The 21,034-nt window shown below is 38.8% G+C and carries 21 protein-coding genes; 15 read left to right on the top strand and 6 right to left on the bottom strand.

Annotated elements, in window-relative coordinates:
* Nucleotides 1–256 precede the first annotated feature (256 nt).
* The 10 genes from cyoA (at nt 257) to alr (ending at nt 9,370) form a co-directional block, all read left to right on the top strand.
* Nucleotides 257–1,321: a ubiquinol oxidase subunit II gene (gene cyoA, locus AC1M9L_RS01905; protein ID WP_035267063.1), complete on the top strand. Its 1,065-nt coding sequence runs from the start codon at nt 257–259 to the stop codon at nt 1,319–1,321.
* A 3-nt stretch (nt 1,322–1,324) separates the two neighbouring features.
* Complete coding sequence (cyoB, locus tag AC1M9L_RS01910; RefSeq protein WP_035267062.1) at nt 1,325–3,313, top strand: cytochrome o ubiquinol oxidase subunit I; 1,989 nt, start codon at nt 1,325–1,327, stop codon at nt 3,311–3,313.
* A gap of 4 nt (nt 3,314–3,317) precedes the next feature.
* On the top strand, nt 3,318–3,935 hold the full coding sequence (cyoC, locus tag AC1M9L_RS01915; RefSeq protein WP_035267060.1) for a cytochrome o ubiquinol oxidase subunit III: 618 nt from the start codon (nt 3,318–3,320) through the stop codon (nt 3,933–3,935).
* Nucleotides 3,932–4,264, top strand: coding sequence for a cytochrome o ubiquinol oxidase subunit IV (cyoD, locus tag AC1M9L_RS01920; protein WP_171076771.1), 333 nt, complete (start codon nt 3,932–3,934; stop codon nt 4,262–4,264). The genes cyoC and cyoD overlap by 4 nt, the downstream gene beginning before the upstream one ends.
* A 10-nt stretch (nt 4,265–4,274) precedes the next feature.
* Complete coding sequence (gene cyoE, locus AC1M9L_RS01925; RefSeq protein ID WP_035267056.1) at nt 4,275–5,153, top strand: heme o synthase; 879 nt, start codon at nt 4,275–4,277, stop codon at nt 5,151–5,153.
* A 305-nt stretch (nt 5,154–5,458) separates the two neighbouring features.
* Nucleotides 5,459–5,845 carry a 30S ribosomal protein S6 gene (gene rpsF / locus AC1M9L_RS01930; protein WP_035267614.1) on the top strand — a complete coding sequence of 129 codons (387 nt, stop codon included), beginning with the start codon at nt 5,459–5,461 and terminating at the stop codon, nt 5,843–5,845.
* Nucleotides 5,846–5,856: 11 nt separating this feature from the next.
* Nucleotides 5,857–6,084: a 30S ribosomal protein S18 gene (gene rpsR, locus AC1M9L_RS01935; protein ID WP_004719336.1), complete on the top strand. Its 228-nt coding sequence runs from the start codon at nt 5,857–5,859 to the stop codon at nt 6,082–6,084.
* A gap of 9 nt (nt 6,085–6,093) precedes the next feature.
* Nucleotides 6,094–6,540, top strand: a complete 447-nt coding sequence (rplI, locus tag AC1M9L_RS01940) for a 50S ribosomal protein L9 (RefSeq protein WP_035267617.1) — start codon at nt 6,094–6,096, stop codon at nt 6,538–6,540.
* A 203-nt stretch (nt 6,541–6,743) separates the two neighbouring features.
* Complete coding sequence (gene dnaB, locus AC1M9L_RS01945; protein ID WP_035267619.1) at nt 6,744–8,189, top strand: replicative DNA helicase; 1,446 nt, start codon at nt 6,744–6,746, stop codon at nt 8,187–8,189.
* A 110-nt stretch (nt 8,190–8,299) separates the two neighbouring features.
* Complete coding sequence (gene alr / locus AC1M9L_RS01950) at nt 8,300–9,370, top strand: alanine racemase (RefSeq protein WP_481591188.1); 1,071 nt, start codon at nt 8,300–8,302, stop codon at nt 9,368–9,370.
* Between the two features lie 24 nt (nt 9,371–9,394).
* On the opposite strand, the gene AC1M9L_RS01955 is transcribed toward alr, so the two are convergent.
* The 5 genes from AC1M9L_RS01955 to AC1M9L_RS01975 form a co-directional block, all read right to left on the bottom strand.
* A complete protein-coding gene (locus AC1M9L_RS01955) occupies nt 9,395–9,838 on the bottom strand; it encodes a BLUF domain-containing protein (protein ID WP_092766172.1) in 444 nt (147 codons plus the stop codon).
* A gap of 78 nt (nt 9,839–9,916) precedes the next feature.
* Nucleotides 9,917–10,651: a proteasome-type protease gene (locus AC1M9L_RS01960; protein ID WP_035267625.1), complete on the bottom strand. Its 735-nt coding sequence runs from the start codon at nt 10,649–10,651 to the stop codon at nt 9,917–9,919.
* A gap of 25 nt (nt 10,652–10,676) precedes the next feature.
* A complete protein-coding gene (locus AC1M9L_RS01965; protein WP_092766171.1) occupies nt 10,677–11,456 on the bottom strand; it encodes a transglutaminase family protein in 780 nt (259 codons plus the stop codon).
* Nucleotides 11,453–12,055: an alpha-E domain-containing protein gene (locus AC1M9L_RS01970; RefSeq protein ID WP_092766170.1), complete on the bottom strand. Its 603-nt coding sequence runs from the start codon at nt 12,053–12,055 to the stop codon at nt 11,453–11,455. The genes AC1M9L_RS01965 and AC1M9L_RS01970 overlap by 4 nt, the downstream gene beginning before the upstream one ends.
* A 21-nt stretch (nt 12,056–12,076) precedes the next feature.
* On the bottom strand, nt 12,077–13,627 hold the full coding sequence (locus AC1M9L_RS01975) for a circularly permuted type 2 ATP-grasp protein (protein ID WP_481591189.1): 1,551 nt from the start codon (nt 13,625–13,627) through the stop codon (nt 12,077–12,079).
* A gap of 226 nt (nt 13,628–13,853) precedes the next feature.
* Here AC1M9L_RS01975 and AC1M9L_RS01980 point away from each other — a divergent pair, with 226 nt between their 5' ends.
* Nucleotides 13,854–14,852: a helix-turn-helix transcriptional regulator gene (locus AC1M9L_RS01980; RefSeq protein ID WP_179998271.1), complete on the top strand. Its 999-nt coding sequence runs from the start codon at nt 13,854–13,856 to the stop codon at nt 14,850–14,852.
* 391 nt (nt 14,853–15,243) lie between these two features.
* On the opposite strand, the gene mnmG is transcribed toward AC1M9L_RS01980, so the two are convergent.
* The gene (mnmG, locus tag AC1M9L_RS01985; RefSeq protein ID WP_481591190.1) at nt 15,244–17,124 is read right to left on the bottom strand and encodes a tRNA uridine-5-carboxymethylaminomethyl(34) synthesis enzyme MnmG; all 1,881 of its coding nucleotides are present in this window, start codon (nt 17,122–17,124) and stop codon (nt 15,244–15,246) included.
* A gap of 258 nt (nt 17,125–17,382) precedes the next feature.
* Here mnmG and AC1M9L_RS01990 point away from each other — a divergent pair, with 258 nt between their 5' ends.
* The 4 genes from AC1M9L_RS01990 (at nt 17,383) to AC1M9L_RS02005 (ending at nt 20,680) form a co-directional block, all read left to right on the top strand.
* The gene (locus AC1M9L_RS01990) at nt 17,383–17,739 is read left to right on the top strand and encodes a hypothetical protein (RefSeq protein WP_035267631.1); all 357 of its coding nucleotides are present in this window, start codon (nt 17,383–17,385) and stop codon (nt 17,737–17,739) included.
* 132 nt (nt 17,740–17,871) lie between these two features.
* On the top strand, nt 17,872–18,762 hold the full coding sequence (locus AC1M9L_RS01995; RefSeq protein ID WP_481591191.1) for a bile acid:sodium symporter family protein: 891 nt from the start codon (nt 17,872–17,874) through the stop codon (nt 18,760–18,762).
* 144 nt (nt 18,763–18,906) lie between these two features.
* Entirely contained in the window at nt 18,907–19,806 is a 900-nt protein-coding gene (gene prmA / locus AC1M9L_RS02000) for a 50S ribosomal protein L11 methyltransferase (protein WP_481591249.1), read from the top strand.
* A 19-nt stretch (nt 19,807–19,825) separates the two neighbouring features.
* A complete protein-coding gene (locus tag AC1M9L_RS02005; RefSeq protein ID WP_481591192.1) occupies nt 19,826–20,680 on the top strand; it encodes a DUF3426 domain-containing protein in 855 nt (284 codons plus the stop codon).
* The last annotated feature ends 354 nt before the right edge of the window (nt 20,681–21,034 follow it).

The raw sequence follows: 21,034 nt of genomic DNA on the forward strand, positions 1-21,034 counted from the left end.
TTTTGCCTCTGTTTTCACATCAAAAGTAATCAATTCTTCAACCAATTCCGACCAAACAAATTGGGTTTAATCCTTATATTTAAAGGCACTTTACATATAGCTTAGTTGGTCGTTATAGGGCATAATGCCCTACAACGTAGCGGTGTCATATGACTGAAATTCAGTAAATGTAATTTTCTGTTTTTCAATCATGTGACACTATAATCGCTATCCCATAATTTTATTAGGGAATGGGACTCTTCACCGAGGTTGTAAAATGAGACAAACAATTTTAGCTGTATTGTCTTTATCAACGCTTGCCGTGCTCTTAACAGGGTGTGGCGGTGATATGGTACTTCTAAACTCAAAAGGTCCAGTAGCACAAGGTCAGTCTGATCTTATGATGACTGCGATCTACCTCATGCTATTGGTAGTAATTCCATCAGCATTGATGGCTTTATGGTTTAGTTGGAAATATCGTGCGTCAAATAAAGATGCAGACTATAAACCTACATGGGCACACTCTACTATTATTGAAATCGTAGTGTGGGGTATCCCGTGTATTATTATTGGTATTTTAGCGTATTTAACATGGTGGGGCTCACACAAGTATGACCCTTATCGTCCGCTAGAATCAGAGAAATCACATTTAACTATTCAAGTTATTGCTGAACAGTTTAAATGGGTTTTTGTTTACCCTGAACAAGAAATTGCAACAGTTAACGAAGTTCGTTTCCCAGAAAAAACTCCGATTAATTTCAATATCACCTCTAACTTCACAATGAACTCTTTCTTCATTCCTCAGTTAGCGGGTCAGATTTATGCAATGGCGGGTATGCAAACTCAACTTCACGTCCTTGCGGATAATGAAGGTGTATACCGTGGTTTCTCTTCGAACTATTCAGGCTATGGTTTCACACAAATGCGCTTCCAAGCTCATTCTGTTTCAGAAGCTAAGTTCGCTGAATGGGTGTCTGCAGTAAAAGCTGGTAACGGTACTTCAATTAACCCTGAAGCTGTTCAAAAAACAGTTTTAGACCAAGCTGAATTTGCAACCTTGCGTGATGGTAACCGTTCAGAGAAACAAATCGCTGCGATGGTTCGTAACGCTAAAACCGATCTAGAGAAGCAACAAGCTGAAATTGCTCAAAAAGAAGGTCCATATAAGGCACATCCTCATCCTGTGACTTACTACTCTTCTGTTGAAAAAGGCTTGTTTGAATCAATTATCAACAAATACATGGCAAACTACCACGGTGCAGATCACTCAGCTAAAGCTGAAGGTCATGCTGTAGTTGCTGATGTAAATGCTGAACCTGCTTCTTCAGTTGTAGGGGAATAAGACATGAGCTTCTTAGGTAAGTTAAGTGTAGATGCTATCCCGTACGATCCAATCGTACAGGTAACAGTGTTAATGATGATTTTAGGTGGTATTGCAGTATTTGCTGGCATCACTTATTTCAAAAAATGGGGCTACTTGTGGAACGAATGGTTCACATCTGTAGACCATAAAAAAATTGGTATTATGTACCTTATCGTTTCTGTGATCATGTTATTACGTGGTTTCGCGGATGCGATTATGATGCGTCTTCAATTGTTCCTTGCAAAAGGCGGCGGCGAAGGCTATCTACACCCTGAACACTACGACCAGATTTTCACCGCACATGGTGTAATCATGATTTTCTTCGTAGCGATGGGTCTTGTAGTGGGTATGATGAACATTTCTGTTCCACTACAAATTGGTGCGCGTGACGTAGCATTCCCATTATTAAACTCTTTAAGCTTCTGGTTATTCGCTGGTGCTGCTGGTTTGATGATGGTTTCTCTTGCGCTTGGTGAGTTTGCGGCAACTGGTTGGATGGCTTACCCTCCTCTTTCAGGTATCGAATACTCTCCTGGTGTTGGTGTTGACTACTATATCTGGGCACTTCAGATCTCTGGTCTTGGTACACTTCTTACTGGTGTTAACTTCTTCGTTACCATCATTAAAATGCGTGCTCCTGGCATGGGTCTTATGGATATGCCGATCTTTACGTGGACATCTTTATGTACTGCAGTATTGATCATCGCATCATTCCCAGTGTTGACTGCAACAATTGCAATGTTAACGCTTGACCGTTACTTCGGTTTCCACTTCTTTACAAATGACATGGGTGGTAGCCCAATGTTGTATGTAAACTTGATTTGGACATGGGGTCACCCAGAAGTTTATATCTTGATCTTACCTGCATTCGGTCTATTCTCTGAGATTACTTCTGTATTCTCTCGTAAGACATTGTTTGGTTACAAATCAATGGTGTATGCAACGATCGCGATTACAGTTCTTGCATTCGTTGTATGGTTACACCACTTCTTTACAATGGGTTCAGGTGCCAACGTTAACGCGTTCTTCGGTATCATGACCATGATTATCGCGATTCCTACAGGTGTGAAAATCTTCTCTTGGTTATTCACAATGTATAAGGGTCGTATTACCTTCACATCACCTATGTACTGGACAGTTGGCTTCTTAGTGACTTTCGGTATCGGTGGTTTGACTGGTGTACTTATGGCGGTTCCACCTGCGGACTTCCTTGTACACAACTCACTATTCTTAATCGCTCACTTCCATAACGTAATTATTGGTGGTGTTGTATTTGGTATGTTTGCTGGTATTACTTTCTACTGGCCGAAAATGTTCGGTTGGCAGTTAAGTGAATTCTGGGGCAAAGCATGCTTCTGGTTCTGGTTCTTCGGTTTCTACTTCGCGTTCATGCCATTGTATATCCTAGGTTTCATGGGTATGACTCGTCGTCTAAACTCGTATGACAACCCAGACTGGGATCCATATGTTGGTATCGCATTATTCGGTGCTGTATTAATCGCAATTGGTATTGCTTGTTTCATCATGCAAATCATTGTTGGTTTCTTACAACGCGAACAAACTCGTGACGTTACAGGCGATCCATGGGATGCACGTACGCTTGAATGGGCGACTTCATCTCCAGCTCCATTCTATAACTTTGCAGTATTGCCTCAAGCGAACGGTATCGACCGCTTCTGGACTGACAAAGAAAATGGTGTAGCTTACGCACGTCCTGCTAAATATGAAGATGTTCATATGCCAACTAACCGTGCTGCGGGTGTACTTATTGCACTGATCATCACTGTTATGGGCTTTGCACTTATCTGGCACATTTGGTGGTTAGCGATTGTTTCTTTCGTTTCTGCAATCATCGGCTTTATCTGGAGCTCATTCACGAAGAAAGTGGATTACTATGTTCCAGCTGCTGAAGTAGAACGTATTGAAAACGAACGTTATGCGTTACTCGAAAAACACTTGAAGAAGGACTAAGGATATGGCTGAAGTACTTCATCACGAAAACCACGAGCATGATGAACATCATCACGATGATACAGACATCACGGTCTTTGGTTTTTGGACTTACTTGATGAGTGACTTGATTTTATTCGGTACACTCTTCATCGCGTTCGCTGTATTAAGCAGTCATATTCCACCTGGCACTCCAAGTGCAAAGGATCTTTTTGCAGATTCTTTAGGTTTCGTTTTAACTGAAACTTTCGCACTTTTGATTTCATCAGTGACATTTGGTTTTGCGGTACTTGCTTCTTACAAGAAAAATGTTGGTCAAGTTCTAGCTTGGTTAGCAGTTACATTTGTATTCGGTGCAATCTTCATCGGCATGGAACTTTATGAATTTAATCATTTAGTTCATGCTGGTCATGGACCAAGCGTTAGTGCGTTCTTATCTGCGTTCTTTACTTTAGTTGGTACGCACGGTATTCACGTTACTTCTGGTTTGGTATGGATGATCGTGTTGATGATTCAAATCAAAAAATATGGTTTGACTACAATCAATACTCGTCGTCTTGCTTGCCTAAGCTTGTTCTGGCACTTCCTTGACATCGTATGGATCTGCGTATTCAGCGTAGTGTACTTAATGGGAGTATTATAATGAGTCATGATCATAATGCTGCTGGTGCATCACACGGTAACGTAAAGCAATACACAATCGGTTTTGTACTTTCTGTTTTATTGACTGTAGTTCCATTCTACATGGCAATGAATACTGATAGCTTCAGCCGTGGTGCAATTATTGCTGTTATCGGTATTACAGCTGTTGCTCAGGTACTTGTACAATTAGTTTACTTCTTGCACATGAACTCATCTTCAGAGCAACGTTGGAACGTGATTGCATTTATCTATACAATTCTAACTATTGCTGTTCTTTTAGTTGGTTCTGTATGGATCATGAACTACTTACATTCAAACATGATGATCTAAACTGATTGTCATGTTTAAAAAGTACTTATTCCTGACTAAGCCAGGAATTCTCTTTGGTAACTTTGTTACCACTTTGGGTGGCTACTTTGTAGCTACCCAAGGTTCAGTAGATTTCCTTCTCCTGCTTCTTACCCTCATTGGCACTACCCTCGTAGTTGCATCTGGATGTGTGGTTAATAACGTTATTGATCAAGACATCGACCAAAAAATGCAGCGCACTCAAAATCGTGCGTTAGTTAAGAAAACCATTTCTGTTCAAATTGCATTAGCTTTTGCTTTGCTATTAGGCATACTCGGTTTTGGTATTTTATGGTTTTGGGTAAATGCGTACGCTTTTTTATTCGCAGTTATTGGTTTTGTTGTATATGTTGGTTTTTACAGCCTATGGACAAAACGAACAACGATCCACCAAACTGTGGTCGGTAGTATTTCTGGTGCAGCCCCCCCTGTCATTGGATATACAGCGGTCGCGAATCAATTCGATTTAGGTGCGCTACTCATTTTCTTGGGTTATGCATTTTGGCAAATGCCTCACTCATGGGGAATTGCAATTTATCGTTTTGATGATTACAAAAATGCGGGTATTCCGATTCTTCCTGTTGCGCGCTCGATTGTTCGCACCAAGATCGAATCGCTGATTTACATTGTGCTATTTGCAATCTCAATGAACGCTTTATTTGTATTTGGCTATGCAAATTGGCTTTATTGTATAATTCTCAATGTATTGACTGTTTATTGGCTATATTTAAATATCATTGGATTTAAAGCTGAAAATGATCAATTATGGGCAAAGAAATATTTCTTATTCTCTGTTCTCCTAATTACGATTATCAGTATTTGCTTTAGTTTTACTGCTACTGCACCAATAAACAATCTTGTCATTTTTTAAAAAGATAGAGAAGCCTCTATCTTTTTTTATCTTCGCTTTAAGCAGTCTATAAATATCTATACTCAACACTACCTTCAAATACTTTCTAAAAGTAAGTTAATTTTCAAAATTGAATAGTCCAATTTATTTTCTTCGTCGTTATATTTTGCTTTATTTTTCTTGTAATCCCCTGCCGACATCCTTACAATACAGCTTCGCATTTTTTTGCGACACATTAAGTTTTTTTGAAACCAATAAAATTTATTTGTGACTCCTTGCTTCTAACAAATGCGTTAGGGGCTGCATAAAACCGTAAGGAGCTGACAATGCGTCACTACGAAATCGTAATTCTGGTACATCCAGACCAAAGCGATCAAGTGGTAGGTATGGTAGAACGCTATATCTCTCACATTAAAGATGCTGAAGGTCAAATTCACCGTCTTGAAGATTGGGGCCGTCGCCAATTGGCTTACCCAATTAACAAAATTCACAAAGCGCACTACATTTTAATGAACGTTGAATGTAACCAAACTACGCTTAATGAATTGGAAGAATTATTCCGTTACAACGATGCTATTCTTCGTAACGTTATTATTCGTCGTGAAAACGCAATCACTGAAGAGTCTTTATTGGCTAAGAGTGCTGAAGAAAAACGTGCGCGTAAAGCTCAACGTGAAGAAGCACAACAAGCTCAAGACTCTGCTGAAGCATAAGGAGAACATCAATGGCACGTTTCTACCGTCGTCGTAAGTTCTGCCGCTTTACAGCTGAGAACGTTACATATATCGACTATAAAGATATCGATACTTTAAAACAGTACATCACTGAAAACGGCAAGATTGTTCCTAGCCGTATTACAGGTACTAAAGCTCGTTACCAACGTCAATTAGCTCTTGCTATCAAACAAGCTCGCTACTTAGCGTTGATTCCTTACACTGACAATCATAAGTGAGGTTGAGCTGTGGATATTATCTTATTACAACGCATTAAGAACCTTGGTAAATTAGGTGATAAAGTTTCAGTTAAAGCTGGTTACGGCCGCAACTACTTAATCCCTCAAGGTAAAGCAGTTGCTGCTACTGAAGCTAATACTGCTGCATTTGAAGCTCGTCGTGCTGAACTTGAGAAGCAAGAAGCTGAAGTATTAGCTGCTGCTCAAGCACGTGCTGACCAATTGAACGAAGTAAATATCGTAATCACTGCGAAAGCTGGTGACGAAGGTAAACTATTTGGTTCTATCGGTACTCGTGACATCGCTGACGCGTTGACAAATGCTGGTCTTGAAGTTGACCGTGCTGAAGTTCGTTTACCGAACGGTGCACTTCGTCACACTGGCGAATTCAACATCGCAATCCAATTGCACCATGATGTTGTTGCTGAAGTTCTCGTTACTATCGTATCTGAGTAATTTTATGCAAAGAAAAAGAGCATGCATCAGCATGCTCTTTTTTTATCCCTAATAATTATAAAGTTTGATTTAGCAAGCTGAAATTTAGACTTAGTTTTTTATTTGTTATCGATATTATTTGTTGCACTGTCTTGCTTGTGCATTTTGCATTAAGATAAGTCTCCCCTATTCATTTTCGTAATTATTGTAAATCAAGGTTTTATATGTCTCAGGCGACTGCCAAAAAAAATACGAATAACACTGAGTTAGATTTGCTAAAGAGTGAATCTTCAGCACTCAAAGAGTTTCGTACGCCTCCGCACAATCTTGCTATTGAACAGGCTGTTCTTGCCGCACTCATGACAGTAGCTGAGTCATTCGAACAGGTCAGCGATATATTAACCGAGAATGATTTTTACGCGACTCGACATAAATATATTTTTAGAGCAATTGAAAAACTTTCTAAAGAAAGTTCACCTTATGATGCCGTATTGGTCAATGATTGGTTAATCAAACAGAACCTGCTTGATGCGATTGGCGGTGAAGAATATTTAATGCAATTGATGGCGGATTCTCCATCAAGCTTTTATAACCTTGAAACTTATGCCAATAAAATACGTGAATTTGCAACTTTGAGAAATATGATCAAAGTTGGTAATGAAATTCTACAAAATGCGTATGACACGAAAGGTCGAGAAGTCAGTGAAATTTTAGATTTAGCTGAGACCAGTATCTTTTCTTTGGCTGAACAACACAATAACAATGCAAAAGCTCAAGGGCCAAAAGCAATTAATACCGTTGTCGCAGATGTATTCGATAAACTCAACGAATTATCACAACTTGATGGGAATATTACAGGTCTGACCACAGGATTTGTGGAGCTTGATAATAAAACATCAGGTATGCAAGCTGGAGATATGATCGTTGTTGCTGCCCGTCCATCAATGGGTAAAACAACTTTCGCAATGAATTTAGTCGAAAGTGTGCTATTCAATTGCAACCTTCCTGCTCTCGTATTCTCCATGGAGATGCCTGCTGACTCTATTGCCATGCGTTTAATTTCCTCGTTTGGTAAAGTGCATCAAGGACATTTACGATCTGGCAAATTAGATGGCGAAGAATGGAACAAGGTCACAGGAACGATTCTTCAACTGCAAGAGAAGCATCTCTATATTGATGATTCTTCTGCCCTTCCACCGACTGAAATGCGCGCACGTGCAAGACGTATAGCCAAACAACACGGTGGTAAACTCGGTTGCATCATGGTCGATTACCTGCAGTTAATGAAAGTACCAGGTATGGGTGATAACCGTGTGGGTGAAATTGGTGAAATTTCTCGAAGCTTGAAAGCATTGGCGAAAGAGATGCATTGCCCTGTGATTGCACTTTCGCAGCTTAACCGCTCACTCGAAAACCGTCCAAATAAACGTCCTGTGATGTCAGACTTACGTGAATCTGGAGCAATTGAGCAGGATGCCGATTTGATCATGTTCATTTACCGTGATGAGGTATATAACAAAGAATCTAAAGAAGCAGGAACTGCTGAAATCATTATCGGTAAACAACGTAATGGTCCAATTGGTACCGTTCGACTCGCTTTTGAAGGTCAATATACGCGTTTTAGTAACTTGTCACCTGAATATTACGCGCAGAACCAAGAAGAAGAGTAATTTTGCTTTGATCAATTCTTAGTTAAGAACGCACGAATTGATCCAACACAATTATCTTTTTTCAGTTTAAAAGATTTAACCTTTCCACATGCCTCTAGGAGTAAATTAGAGTGCGCCAAGCAACGGTTTGTATTGACACACACGCATTGCAATACAATTTAAATCGCGTGAAACAACTTGCACCAAACTCTAAAGTTGTAAGTATGGTAAAGGCAAATGCTTATGGTCATGGAGTCTCAGACTGCTTAGCCGCATTGAGCCAGTCTGATGCTTTTGGCGTTGCATGTTTAGAAGAAGCACTTGAAATACGTGAATTAGGTTTTAAACAACCTATCACCTTAATTGAAGGTGTTTTTTCTGAAGGTGAAATGCACATTGCGATTGAGCAACATATTGAAGTAATCGTTCATCATCATCAACAACTGCAGTGGTTGTTGCAAGTTAAAGATGCTTATATCGCCCGAAATCTAAAAGTATGGGTTAAACTAAATAGCGGAATGAACCGTTTAGGCTTCAAAATTGATGTAATCAAATCGATTATTCATCAATTAAAAAATGAAGGTTTTACCTGTGTACTTGCAATGCATTTTGCTAATGCAGATGTTGATCACCCTTTAAATGAACAACAAATATCTCAATTTCTTGAAGTAAAACAAGATTGTGCACCAATTTTAGCTTCATGTTGTAATTCAGCGGCAATTTATAAATACCCTGAATTGCATTTTGACTATGTTCGTCCTGGTATTATGCTGTACGGCGCAACGCCATTTGCAGATCGTGACGTCCACGCTCTAGATTTAAAACCTGTCATGACATTTAGTGCTGAGATTATTGCACTTAACTCCATTCAATCAGGTGAAGCTGTAGGTTATGGCTCAACCTTTGTTGCACAGCGACCTATGCAATTAGCAATTGTCTCGATCGGATATGGTGATGGGTATCCAAGAGCTTTTATTCGTGAGAATTCGGTTTCACTAGATGGTCAATTAACCCCAGTGATTGGCAGAGTTGCCATGGATATGATTGCCATAGATATCACTGATCTCAACGCAAAAATTGGTGATCCAGTAGAATTATGGGGTAAACATCGTTTAGTGGATGATGTTGCTGAAGCGAATGGTACGATTGGTTATGAGTTGTTATGTCGATTAAGCCAACGTCCGAAGCGTCTCAAAATGTAATGAGCAAATTAAATCAACGTAATGCTAAACAGCATTACGTTGTAGTTCATTAAAATCCGTATCCTGAGCGCGTGTCAAAAATCGAATTAAATAATCAGCTTGATCTTGTGTAAACTGTGTAGGCGTAAATTGACTAAATCCCATATCTATTAAAGCCTGCTTCACTGGACTTTGTCGTCCTACAAACTTCATAGACCATTCTTGAAATTGTTTTTTTTCAATATTTTTTCGCTGGAATAGGCGAATTTGATGATGGCGTTTATCCTTGTGAAGCTTTTGCAACAATATATCTAGTGTGGTTTCATCACCCTCTAGACATTGAAAATAGTGCCCATCTGCATAATATAGCGCTCCAGAAATTTTATGCTCAAAATTGAAATGACGGGCTTCATTCAAGATTTCACGAACATCAATCAATAAGCGACTTGCATCTGCAGTCGACACACTCGCATAACTGAACTGTTGCATTGCTTCCCCTAATTTTTATAGTAATGATTTAATATTCAATGCAACTCAATTTAATCTAAACTCAATCATAAAGCAAAATTATTGCCAATAGTCTTCTGTTGGCCGTGGCAAACCGTTCAATCCTTGACGCAAAGTATCTGACCAAAGTTTACTAATTGATGAGAAATATGGATCATCATCATGAATACGTTTAGACAATGGAATTGCAAAACTATCTTTTTTATAAATACATGCATCTAGTGGTAAGCCCACAGAAACATTAGATCTAAGGGTTGAATCAAATGAAATTAAACCGCATCTTAATGCTTCATCTAATTCAGTATTGTAATTTAATGCACGATCTAAAATTGGTTTACCGTATTTACTTTCCCCAATCTGAAAAAAGGGCGTATCTGACGTCGCATTGATAAAATTACCCTGAGGATAAATATTATATAACTGAATATCCTCCCCTTGAATTTGACCAGAAAGTAAAATCGTACAGTGATAATTACTTTGCTCTAGTTGATCAGTAGTCACATCCATAATGACACGCTTTAAAGTATGACCAACCAATTCAGCCATCTCGAACATGCTATTCACACTATACAAATTAGGTTCGTGTTTTAAATCTAGCTGATTCTGTAAATGTCCTATAACGGCTTGTGTCGTCGCCAAATTACCCGCAGTTTGTATACTGATAAAACGCTCACCCTCAACACCGAAAAGATAGAGTTTACGAAAGACAGAGATATGATCTACACCTGCATTTGTTCGCGTGTCACTGATACAAATTAAGCCATCACGTAAACGCATAGCACAACAATAGGTCATTGAAATCTCTCTTCTAAATTTTGTTCTAACACGGTAATACCTGAACGATGGTCGTCATACTCTCCACGCCACCAGCCTCTCGCACACCTCTGATAGGTGCAACGTCCCAATAATCACGCCCTAATGCAATATAAATGTGTGAACTTGGCGTATAGAGCTGATTGCTAACATCAAATGTATACCAAACTCCATCTATATAAGCTTCAGCCCAAGCATGGCTCGCCAAATGACTCATTTCTGGAACGTAAAGATATCCAGAAACATAACGCGCAGGAATATTTAACTCTCTACACATACCTACAAATACATGAGTATGATCCTGACATACCCCTTGTTGATGATGGAATGCATCTATTGCCGTAGTATTCACTTGAGTAGAATCTGAAATATATGGCATATGCTCAAGCAATGCATAACTTAAATGTTTTAATTCATCACGAGTCTTTTTACTCACATGCTGAGCTGCAAAAGCTTTCATTTCAGCATCACATTGAGTCGCTGGGGTAATTTGTAGAAAAATACCGACTGGCACTTCTGACTCAATAGCTTGTTCTGAAACTGTATCGATTTCAATAATACCCTGCGCCATAATACTTAAATTTTGATATGCATAGCGTTGAGTCGAAGTGATCCAAATATTATTAAAGGCATCTTTTGCTTCGACCGTATGACCAGGAATACTCACTGACCAAGCATCTACTTTTTGGTGAGCATTACATTGAGGACACATTCGTATATATTGGATACTATTTTTTGCCGTTTCCGTATATTGATAATGGGTTTGATGATTAATCATCAATTTCATGCATCCACCTCAAATAAACATTGCACCTGATCATTCAATTGGTAAAAGCTATTAGCATTTGGATGCGCTAAAAGATGTTGCCAAGCCTCATCTAAGCTGTCCCATCCTTTAGACTTCAACAGTTCAATCACAACACTTAAAGAATTGATTGTAGAATTAACATCCTGATTCAATCTTATTTCACGATCAAGATTTTCGAAATATTGTCCTAGACTAAAAAACAGAAAAATGTCTTCATTTTCAGCTTCTAGAATATCGCTACACTCATCAACAACAGTACAAATTAATCCTGCATTTTGTGTCGCTGTATCCACCATCTGTTTTAATTCTGAATAAGCCTGAACTGACAATACACCACGTAAATCTTGAATATTATTTTTCACATATTCAAATTGTTGAAAAAAAGAAGCTGGCTGATCATTACTCAGAATCAGCTCATTGAGCGAACACGCATTAAAAGCAGGTAAGCAAAAAGCATGGGCATACTGCAATGCTTGAACATCATCTTGAAATGGAAACTGACCACATAAATGTTGAATACGAGATAAATAACGGCCAACCCAGTAAATATTTTGTGCATTGCTGTTTAATATAATCATGACAAGCTCCTGGTTGTATATTTATGAATGTAGCGGATCTATAACCCACGTATCTTTAATGCCACCACCCTGCGATGAATTTACAACTAATGCCCCTTCTTGCATCGCAACTCGGGTTAAACCTCCCGGCACGATTTCTGTACGATACGGTGAACTTAAAATAAACGGTCTTAAATCAATATGGCGTTCAGCGATGCCGAATTCAGTTAAAGTGGGAGCGACTGAAAGCGCTAAAGTTGGTTGTGCAATGTAAGCATGCGGCTGTGCAATTAACTTTAATCTAAATTGTTCAATTTCTTGTTCGGTCGCTTTAGGACCAATTAACATGCCATAACCGCCTGAACCTTGCGCCTCTTTAACCACTAACTTTTCTAAATTACAAAGTACATAATCGAGTTCTTCACGTTCACGACATTGGTAAGTCGGTACGTTATTTAAAATTGGCTTCTGGTTTAGATAGTAATCAATCATTTTATCGACATAAGGATAGATTGATTTGTCATCTGCTACCCCCGTGCCAGGCGCATTTGCAATCACGACATTGTGTTGTAAGTATGCAGACATTAGGCCAGGTACACCTAATGTACTGTCTGGCATAAAACACAATGGATCAAGAAATCCATCATCTAGGCGTCGGTAAATTACATCGACTTGTTTTTTACCCCAAATGGTTTTGGCATAGACCTTAGCATTTTCAACAAATAAATCCTGACCTGTAACTAGAGGAACATCCATCTCACGTGCGAGGAAGCAATGCTCATAATATGCACTGTTATATCGACCCGGTGTAAGCACCACGATAAATGGATTATCTACTTCAGCATTTTCCTCGAGTATTTGTCTTAAAAGTTGTGGGTATTGCTCTACACCTTGTAAATTTGATGACTTACAAAGTTCGGGCATCATTTTTTCACTAATTTTTCGACTTTCCAACATATAAGACACGCCTGATGGTGTTCTTAAATTGTCTTCTAATACAAAGAAGTCACCTTGCTGATCACGAATAATATCGATTCCGCTAATTTGACTATAAACTTTACCTTTCAATGAATGTTTATACATCAATGGTTGGTATGCCTCATGAGTGAGCACTTGCAACTCAGGCACTAAACCATCTTTTAAAATCGCCTGATTATGGTAAATATCATCTAAAAAAAAGTTCAATGCTTGCACTCTTTGTGCACAGCCTTGCTCTATTTTGTGCCATTGTTGTTTGGCAATGACACGTGGAATTAAGTCATAAGGAATAATACGATCTGTACCCTCAGCATCACCATAGACTGTAAATGTAATGCCCTGATAGAGGAAATGTTCCTTCGCTTGATGATTTAAAGATTTCAGCTCATCCAAGCTTCTTTCACATAACCAATTTTCGATTTTGCTAGATGCCTCTAAGCCAATCGTTTTATCATCTAAAAGTTCATTATAAAATTCAGATTTAAGTTGATCGAACAAGTACGCAGTGCTGTTTTGTTTAACTTCGATCTGCTTAGATTTTTCAAAAGCTTCGACGGTATGATCAGCCTTAAAATTTGCGAGAATTGAAGTGGTATCTTTTTCCTCTTTTAGCATACATACCTCTTAATTGTTATCAATTGTAAACAAAATTAAGCAATTTCAATGCCAAAAATTTACCTATTCATCTATTAATGCCCCATTTTTGAAGCATTCACAACGAAAAATGGCCTAAAGATGTATCGAAATATACTCAACAGCTTCACTTTCCATGCTTGCTTATCTCTTAAAGATTTTTTATTGTGTGTTTGAAAAATATTTTCTCTTTATTCATTAGTTGATTATGTCCTCTCAAGAAAAAGAAACATCGAATAGCTTATATCGACAGTGGCAAATTCTTTCACGTTTAACCACTGGCAAATGGATGGGTACACGAGAGTTGCAAGAGACCCTGCAAAGAGAAGGTATTGAAATCAGTTTAAGAACCATTCAACGTGATTTAAATCAAATTTCTCAAAGATTTCCTATTGAGAGTAATAAAACTGTACCACAAGGTTGGCGTTGGCGATCAGATGCCCCAATTCAAAGCTTGCCGCATATGACCAGCTCACAAGCCGTCACCTTCATGATGGTTGAAGAGCATTTGAAGCATTTGCTTCCTCCAAGCTTAATTGAGGAAATGAACCCTTGGTTCGAGCTTGCAAAACGCAGCTTATCTACACAAAACAATGTACGTCAGTGGATTAACCGAGTTCGTATTGTCCCAGCAAGCCAGCCCTTGATCCCTCCTGTTGTAGAGAAACATGCGCAGCAAGCTATTTACGAAGGTCTATTACAAGATAAACAGATTGAATGTATATATCGTGCGCGTGGACCTGAAAGTGAAGAACGTGGTTATACCTTAAACCCGCTTGCACTGGTTCAAAAGGGCTCGATCATTTATTTGATTTGTACTCGACATGACAAATCAGAAGTTCAAACTTTTGCTTTACATCGTTTTAAATCTGCAAAAGTTCTAGAACAACGCGCCTTACACCCTGTTGACTTTGATATTGATGCTTACATTGAATCTGGTGCGCTTGGCTTCAGAGTTGATTTCAATAAACCCACTGAGCTCGTTCAACTCGAACTCTTTATGAATAAAGCTGATGCACTTTACTTTTCCGAAAGCCAACTCAGTAAAGATCAATCCATCACACAAGTATCCGATGATCTCTTTAAAGTGGTGGCTAATGTGCCATTTACTTCACAATTGGTTTGGTGGCTCAGAAGCTTCGGCAAAAAAATCATTCGTATTGAACCGCTCGATGTATTTAACGCCGTTCATGAAATTGAAAATTAAAAAAGAGCCAAATTGGCTCTGAAGATTTTTTATTATCATATTTTCAGTATTGCGCTGGTTTCTGATTGTGTTGAGTTTAAATACGTGAACTAAACTCCCCTTTAGCCCACGTACACTTTTCAATGTCGTTGGATTATGATTTACATCGTGCAGCATGCAATTTCATAACCATTATAACGAATACGCTTCATCGTCATGGCCTTTCCTCTTTGTTGTGAACGTAGAATCAATATAACGACATCAACTTGGATTGAGAAATAATCATAATTTCTTTATTAATCTCTATTCTTGTTAAACGTAAATAATAAATTATTTATCTTATTTATGGATAAATCGTTATATGAGGATCAAAAAAACCCGCATCAAGCGGGTTTTTTGGACTGCAACAGGCTTAAGCAGATTTTTTAGTTTGTGCTTTCTTACGAATCGTAATCATCACCAATTGAACAGCAGCAGGTGTTACGCCCGGAATACGACTTGCTTGAGCAAGAGTTTCAGGACGAACTTCTTTGAGTTTCAAAGTAATTTCACGAGATAAACCAGATACCACGTCATAATTAAAATCAGCTGGAATCTTAGTCTCTTCTAAGCGCTTCATTTGCGCTACATCCTGATGCTGACGGTTGATATAACCCTCATATTTAACTGCAATCTCAATTTGGTCACCCACTTGAGCAGCAACATCAGAACCAGTGAGTTCCGCAATTTGAGCAAAAGTAATGTTCGGACGTTTCAACAAATCAATCGCAGAACATTCTTTAGAAAGATCCGCACCTGTCATTTCAATGAATTTTTTACCCATTGGATTGTTAGGTGCAGCCCAAAGATGTTGTAAACGACCTGTTTCACGCTCAACCGCTTCCATTTTTTCGCAGTACGCTGCCCAACGCTCGTCATCCACAAGACCCATTTCACGCCCGATTGGTGTCAAACGTTGGTCTGCATTATCTTCACGAAGCATCAAACGGTATTCCGCACGTGAGGTAAACATACGGTAAGGTTCTTTCGTACCTAAAGTGATTAAGTCATCGACCAATACACCCATGTACGCTTCATCACGCTTCGGTGTCCATTGTTCTTGATCCCACGCACGACGTGCAGCATTCAAACCTGCAAGTAAACCCTGTGCACCGGCTTCTTCATAACCTGTCGTACCGTTAATTTGACCCGCAAAGTACAAGTTATTAATCGCTTTAGTCTCTAAAGTGAATTTCAAAGCTTGTGGGTTGAAATAATCATACTCAATGGCATAACCCGGGCGCAGGATATGCGCATTTTCCATACCACGGATTGAGCGTACTAATTCAAACTGGACATCAAACGGTAAAGATGTAGAAATACCATTTGGATAAAGTTCATGTGTATCTAGGCCTTCAGGCTCTAAGAATACTTGGTGAGAATCTTTATCGGCAAATTTATGAATTTTATCTTCGATTGACGGACAGTAACGTGGTCCTACACCTTCAATCACACCAGTATACATCGGTGAACGGTCTAGGCCGCCACGAATAATATCATGAGTTTTTTCGTTGGTATGCGTGATATAGCAGTTGACTTGCTCTGGGTGCATAGATGCATCACCCATAAATGACATCGTTGGGGATGGGAAATCACCTGGCTGTGGTGTCATCACAGAGAAATCTACAGAACGTGCATCAATACGTGGTGGCGTACCTGTTTTTAAACGACCTACTGGCAATTGAAGCTCACGTAAACGGTGCGCTAAAGAAATTGAAGGTGGATCACCTGCACGACCGCCGCTTGATTTCTCAAGACCAACATGAATCACGCCACCCAAGAATGTACCAGCGGTTAACACGACTGTTTTCGCATCAAAGCGAATCCCCATTTGTGTTACCACACCTTTAACGGTATCGCCGTCAACAATGAGATCATCTGCTGCTTGTTGGAAAATATCAAGATTGGCTTGGTTTTCTAATGTTTCGCGAATAGCCGCTTTATAACGTACACGGTCAGCCTGCGCACGCGTTGCACGAACTGCAGCACCTTTACGTGAGTTCAGAATACGGAACTGAATACCACCCTTGTCTGCAGCGAGTGCCATCGCACCACCTAAGGCATCAATTTCGCGAACAAGGTGTGATTTACCAATACCACCAATCGCTGGGTTACAGCTCATCTGCCCTAAAGTCTCAATATTATGAGTTAAGAGTAAAGTCTGTCGACCCATACGTGCCGCAGCAAGCGCTGCTTCTGTACCAGCGTGTCCGCCACCGATAACAATGACATCGTAAACTTTAGGATATTGCATAGTGGTATATGAGGAGATAAAAATAATGACAGAAAATTATAGCAAATTTTGTTTGCCTTGAGACAATCGAGAACAATTTAATTCTAATTTTTTTGAAGTCCAATAATATAAACCATTTTGATATAAAAATTTATAAATTTTGCAGATTTAAGTGATTTTTTAACAATTTAGAAAATTTATTTACAGCATTGCCCTTCCATTGATTCGACTATTTTTTCAACATATTCAAGTCATATTTTTTAACAAGAGTATACGAACATGAAAGTCCAGTTATTTACGATGTCAATGTTATGTTGTTTGGGTCTAAGCGTAAGTAGTATGAGTATTGCGAATGACAAAGTTGATAATGCCTATAATGCCAAACAATTCCAAAGTGTATGTAAGGGTAAAAGCGAAGGCGATGCTGTCAGTTTCCCGTATAAAGGAATCATTTGGAATGGTACTTGCCAAACTCAATTTTTCCCAACCCAAAGTAAAGATTTAAAAGGAAATGAAGAGCAGCTTAATTCAGCTTGTAAGTCTGATGCAGCGAGTGTTTCCGTGAATATTGAAGGTCAAGAATATAAAGGCAAATGTGCACTCGGATATGCGCCACCGATGCCAAAAGCGTCTTAACCCAATTTTTTAAATTTGACCATTTATGCAACCAATTGAAAAATTGGTTGCTTTTATTTATTGATAACGATAAAACCAAATTAAAAATAACGATCTATTTACAAATAACACAACAAAATTCAGGATGAATTTATGGACACAGGGATCCTTACGATTTTTTTACCTTTAGCACTTGCAATTGTGATGGCGGGTTTAGGACTTGAACTCACTGTTCAAGATTTTCTACGCGTTCGTAAACACCCTAAAGCAGTGCTCATCGCATTATTTTCCCAACTCGTCATTTTGGTTGGCGTTGCATTTATTTTATGTAAAATACTCAATCTTTCGCCTTACTTGGCTGTCGGCTTAGTGTTGCTTGCTGCCTCACCAGGGGGTGCGACAGCCAATCTGTTTAGCTATTTATACAAAGGTGATGTTGCGCTCAACATCACCTTGACTGCGATTAATGCCATTATTGCTGCAGTGACCTTGCCGCTTATCGTGAATTTTGCAATCACACATTTCATTCAGGATTCAACTCAAATTGGTCTACAATTTAGTAAAATTTTACAAGTGTTCGCCATTATTCTTATTCCAGTTGCCCTCGGTATGTTTGTGCGCTACAAATTTCCAAATGTTGCAACTAAACTAGAAAAACCAGTGCGTATTTTTGCCGTTGTATTCTTAGTGTTAATTATTGTCGGTGCAGTACTTTCTGAACGTACCAACATTATGAATTATCTTGCTCAAATTGGTTTGGCAACAGCGTTATTTTGTATCGCAAGTCTTAGCGTTGGTTATTTTCTACCACGCTTCTTTGGTGTACCGAGCTTTCAAGCAAGAGCGTGTGCTTTTGAAATTGGTATCCATAACAGTACTTTGGCCATGGCGATTGCAATCACGATAATGAATAGCAGCGAAATTGCGATGCCAGCAGCTGTTTATTCAATCTTTATGTATATCTTCGCTGCTATTTTCGGCATGTTGCTGAATCGTTTTGCACCATTAGACCATCCGGCTGAGTTAACTCGAAACCACTCATAAATTAACTGATATTAGTTGAGTTAACCAACTCATCTTAAAGGCACTGTAATCGTGCCTTTATTTATGCTTCAGGTTTTATCTGCATTCTTAAAGCGAATACAGTACAATGCTAACTCTCGTATTGCATATTTAGGTTTTTTTACTGTGAAGTGGTTACAAATCCATATTACTGTCGATCAAGCACAAGTTGATTTTACTGAAACATTATTATTATCTCTTGGTGCAGTCAGTGTGACGCTAGATGATGCAGAGGATCAAGCGTTATTAGAACCACTTCCAGGTGAGACTCCACTTTGGAACAAAGTCATCGTAACGGGTATTTACGCTCAAGAAGATGATGAAGAAATCGATGTCGTCGCACTAGAAACTTTCATTAAAGACCAGATGCCTGAAGCGCCTTTACGTTCTGAGTTTATCGAAGATCAAGAGTGGGAACGCACTTGGATGGATGCATATGAGCCAATTCAAATTGGTGAAAAATATTGGATCGTTCCTGAATGGATGGAAGCACCTGAAGCGGATGCGGTCAATATTAAATTAGATCCAGGCTTAGCTTTTGGTACGGGTAATCATGCTTCAACATTCCTCTGCCTACAATGGTTAGGTAAAACCGATGTAAAAGACAAAATCGTCATCGATTACGGCTGTGGTTCTGGCATTCTAGGTGTTGCTGCCCTATTGCTTGGTGCAAAAAAAGTATATGCGACGGATATTGATCCTCAAGCTGTACTCGCTACACAACAAAATGCTGAATTAAATGGCGTGCTCGAAAATTTATATGTCGGCCTACCTGAAGAATTTAATCAAGCACTCGGTGAGGAAAAGGCAGATGTATTTGTCGCAAATATTCTTGCTGGCCCACTGATGGCACTTGCTGAGGAGTTTTCAACACTCATTCAACCTGAGGGTGAATTCGCACTAGCCGGTATTATTGAAGAGCAAGTTGATGATGTTTCTCGTGTTTATGCTGAATTTTTTGATATATTAGACAAAGAAAAGCGTGATGAAAATTGGTACCGTCTTTCTGGGAAACGCCATAAATAAGTAGAGCTTAATTTAAGATATGAGTGATAAACAAACCCGCTGCCCAAATTGCTCCACAATTTACAAGGTATCAGTCACCCAGTTAACTGTTGCCGAGGGTATGGTTTGTTGTCCTAAATGTTCTGCTGAGTTTAATGCGCTTCTACATCTATTCAATCCTCAACCGAAAGTGATTGAACCTTTAATCACAGAAGTCCAAGACAGTACAGCACCATCTGAAGATGTGATTGAACCCAAACAAGAACAACACCTATTGGATATTTTCGATCGTAAAGTTGCAAATTCAAACATAAACTTGCGTACCTATTTAAATAACTTAAATACTTTCAATCATGATCCGATTACCAACTACCCTTCTTTAAATCTTTCATCATCAATCCATGCCAATAGCCAATCGAAACCAAGAACTAGGCTTTATATTGCGACATGGGCGATCGTAAATACAATTTTAGCGTTATTACTGGTTTTTCAATTTTTATGGTTTAACCCAAATGTATTGCAACGCTCACCTGCGCTAAATCAGGCATTTATATCAGCATGTAATTTATTTAATTGTGACACGCTCGATGAACGCTATACCCATATAAAAGTACAAGACCTCAATATTGAGTCAACATCAGCGATATCTACTGTTTTTTCAGGTCACTTGGTGAACCAATATAGCAAAGGGTTAAAACTGCCTCTGTTGAAAATAAGCATTTATCAACAAGGGAAGCTGATTTCATCCTCTATTAAAGCACCCAATGAATATTTAGTAGAAAGTTTGCATGGAATTACACGAATTCCTCAAGACAGTCCATTTGGTTTCAAATTTAGTATAAATTTTTCCCAATCTGAGTTTGACAATTATAAATTGGAAGTTATACGACCATAAGATCAAAAAAAACGATAAAAAAATTAAAAAAAATGTAGTTTTCTTGCTCACTTTTTCATAGACAATGGTATGATACGCGCCACGAAAGCTTTGTACCGCAAACTCCTCGCAATTTCTCAAAATAAATACAGTTCTGTTCATGTGCTTAATTTTTTTATTCAGCGCATCAGGGATGTTTTTTGTTTTATGTGGAACCGTAACAAATATTAAACTATTGTTACGCTTATTTTTCACTCAATTGCTCTAGTTGTGGCAAGCTAATTGTTCTTGTTTTAGAGTCGACCGTTTTAGGACCTAAAACGGAGCTCGTTTTTTTATTTTGACCACAAAATCACTTTTACCCTAAGTGATTAT

The organism is Acinetobacter sp. ANC_7511 (genome assembly GCF_056779975.1).

Bases quoted from the DNA above. Each gene is read 5' to 3' on its own strand.
- cyoA (WP_035267063.1), top strand. From the start codon at position 257: ATGAGACAAACAATTTTAGCTGTATTGTCTTTATCAACGCTTGCCGTG.
- cyoB (WP_035267062.1), top strand. From the start codon at position 1,325: ATGAGCTTCTTAGGTAAGTTAAGTGTAGATGCTATCCCGTACGATCCA.
- cyoC (WP_035267060.1), top strand. From the start codon at position 3,318: ATGGCTGAAGTACTTCATCACGAAAACCACGAGCATGATGAACATCAT.
- cyoE (WP_035267056.1), top strand. From the start codon at position 4,275: ATGTTTAAAAAGTACTTATTCCTGACTAAGCCAGGAATTCTCTTTGGT.
- rpsF (WP_035267614.1), top strand. From the start codon at position 5,459: ATGCGTCACTACGAAATCGTAATTCTGGTACATCCAGACCAAAGCGAT.
- rpsR (WP_004719336.1), top strand. From the start codon at position 5,857: ATGGCACGTTTCTACCGTCGTCGTAAGTTCTGCCGCTTTACAGCTGAG.
- dnaB (WP_035267619.1), top strand. From the start codon at position 6,744: ATGTCTCAGGCGACTGCCAAAAAAAATACGAATAACACTGAGTTAGAT.
- AC1M9L_RS01955 (WP_092766172.1), bottom strand. From the start codon at position 9,838: ATGCAACAGTTCAGTTATGCGAGTGTGTCGACTGCAGATGCAAGTCGC.
- AC1M9L_RS01960 (WP_035267625.1), bottom strand. From the start codon at position 10,651: ATGACCTATTGTTGTGCTATGCGTTTACGTGATGGCTTAATTTGTATC.
- AC1M9L_RS01965 (WP_092766171.1), bottom strand. From the start codon at position 11,456: ATGAAATTGATGATTAATCATCAAACCCATTATCAATATACGGAAACG.
- AC1M9L_RS01970 (WP_092766170.1), bottom strand. From the start codon at position 12,055: ATGATTATATTAAACAGCAATGCACAAAATATTTACTGGGTTGGCCGT.
- AC1M9L_RS01975 (WP_481591189.1), bottom strand. From the start codon at position 13,627: ATGCTAAAAGAGGAAAAAGATACCACTTCAATTCTCGCAAATTTTAAG.
- AC1M9L_RS01980 (WP_179998271.1), top strand. From the start codon at position 13,854: ATGTCCTCTCAAGAAAAAGAAACATCGAATAGCTTATATCGACAGTGG.
- mnmG (WP_481591190.1), bottom strand. From the start codon at position 17,124: ATGCAATATCCTAAAGTTTACGATGTCATTGTTATCGGTGGCGGACAC.
- AC1M9L_RS01990 (WP_035267631.1), top strand. From the start codon at position 17,383: ATGAAAGTCCAGTTATTTACGATGTCAATGTTATGTTGTTTGGGTCTA.
- AC1M9L_RS01995 (WP_481591191.1), top strand. From the start codon at position 17,872: ATGGACACAGGGATCCTTACGATTTTTTTACCTTTAGCACTTGCAATT.
- AC1M9L_RS02005 (WP_481591192.1), top strand. From the start codon at position 19,826: ATGAGTGATAAACAAACCCGCTGCCCAAATTGCTCCACAATTTACAAG.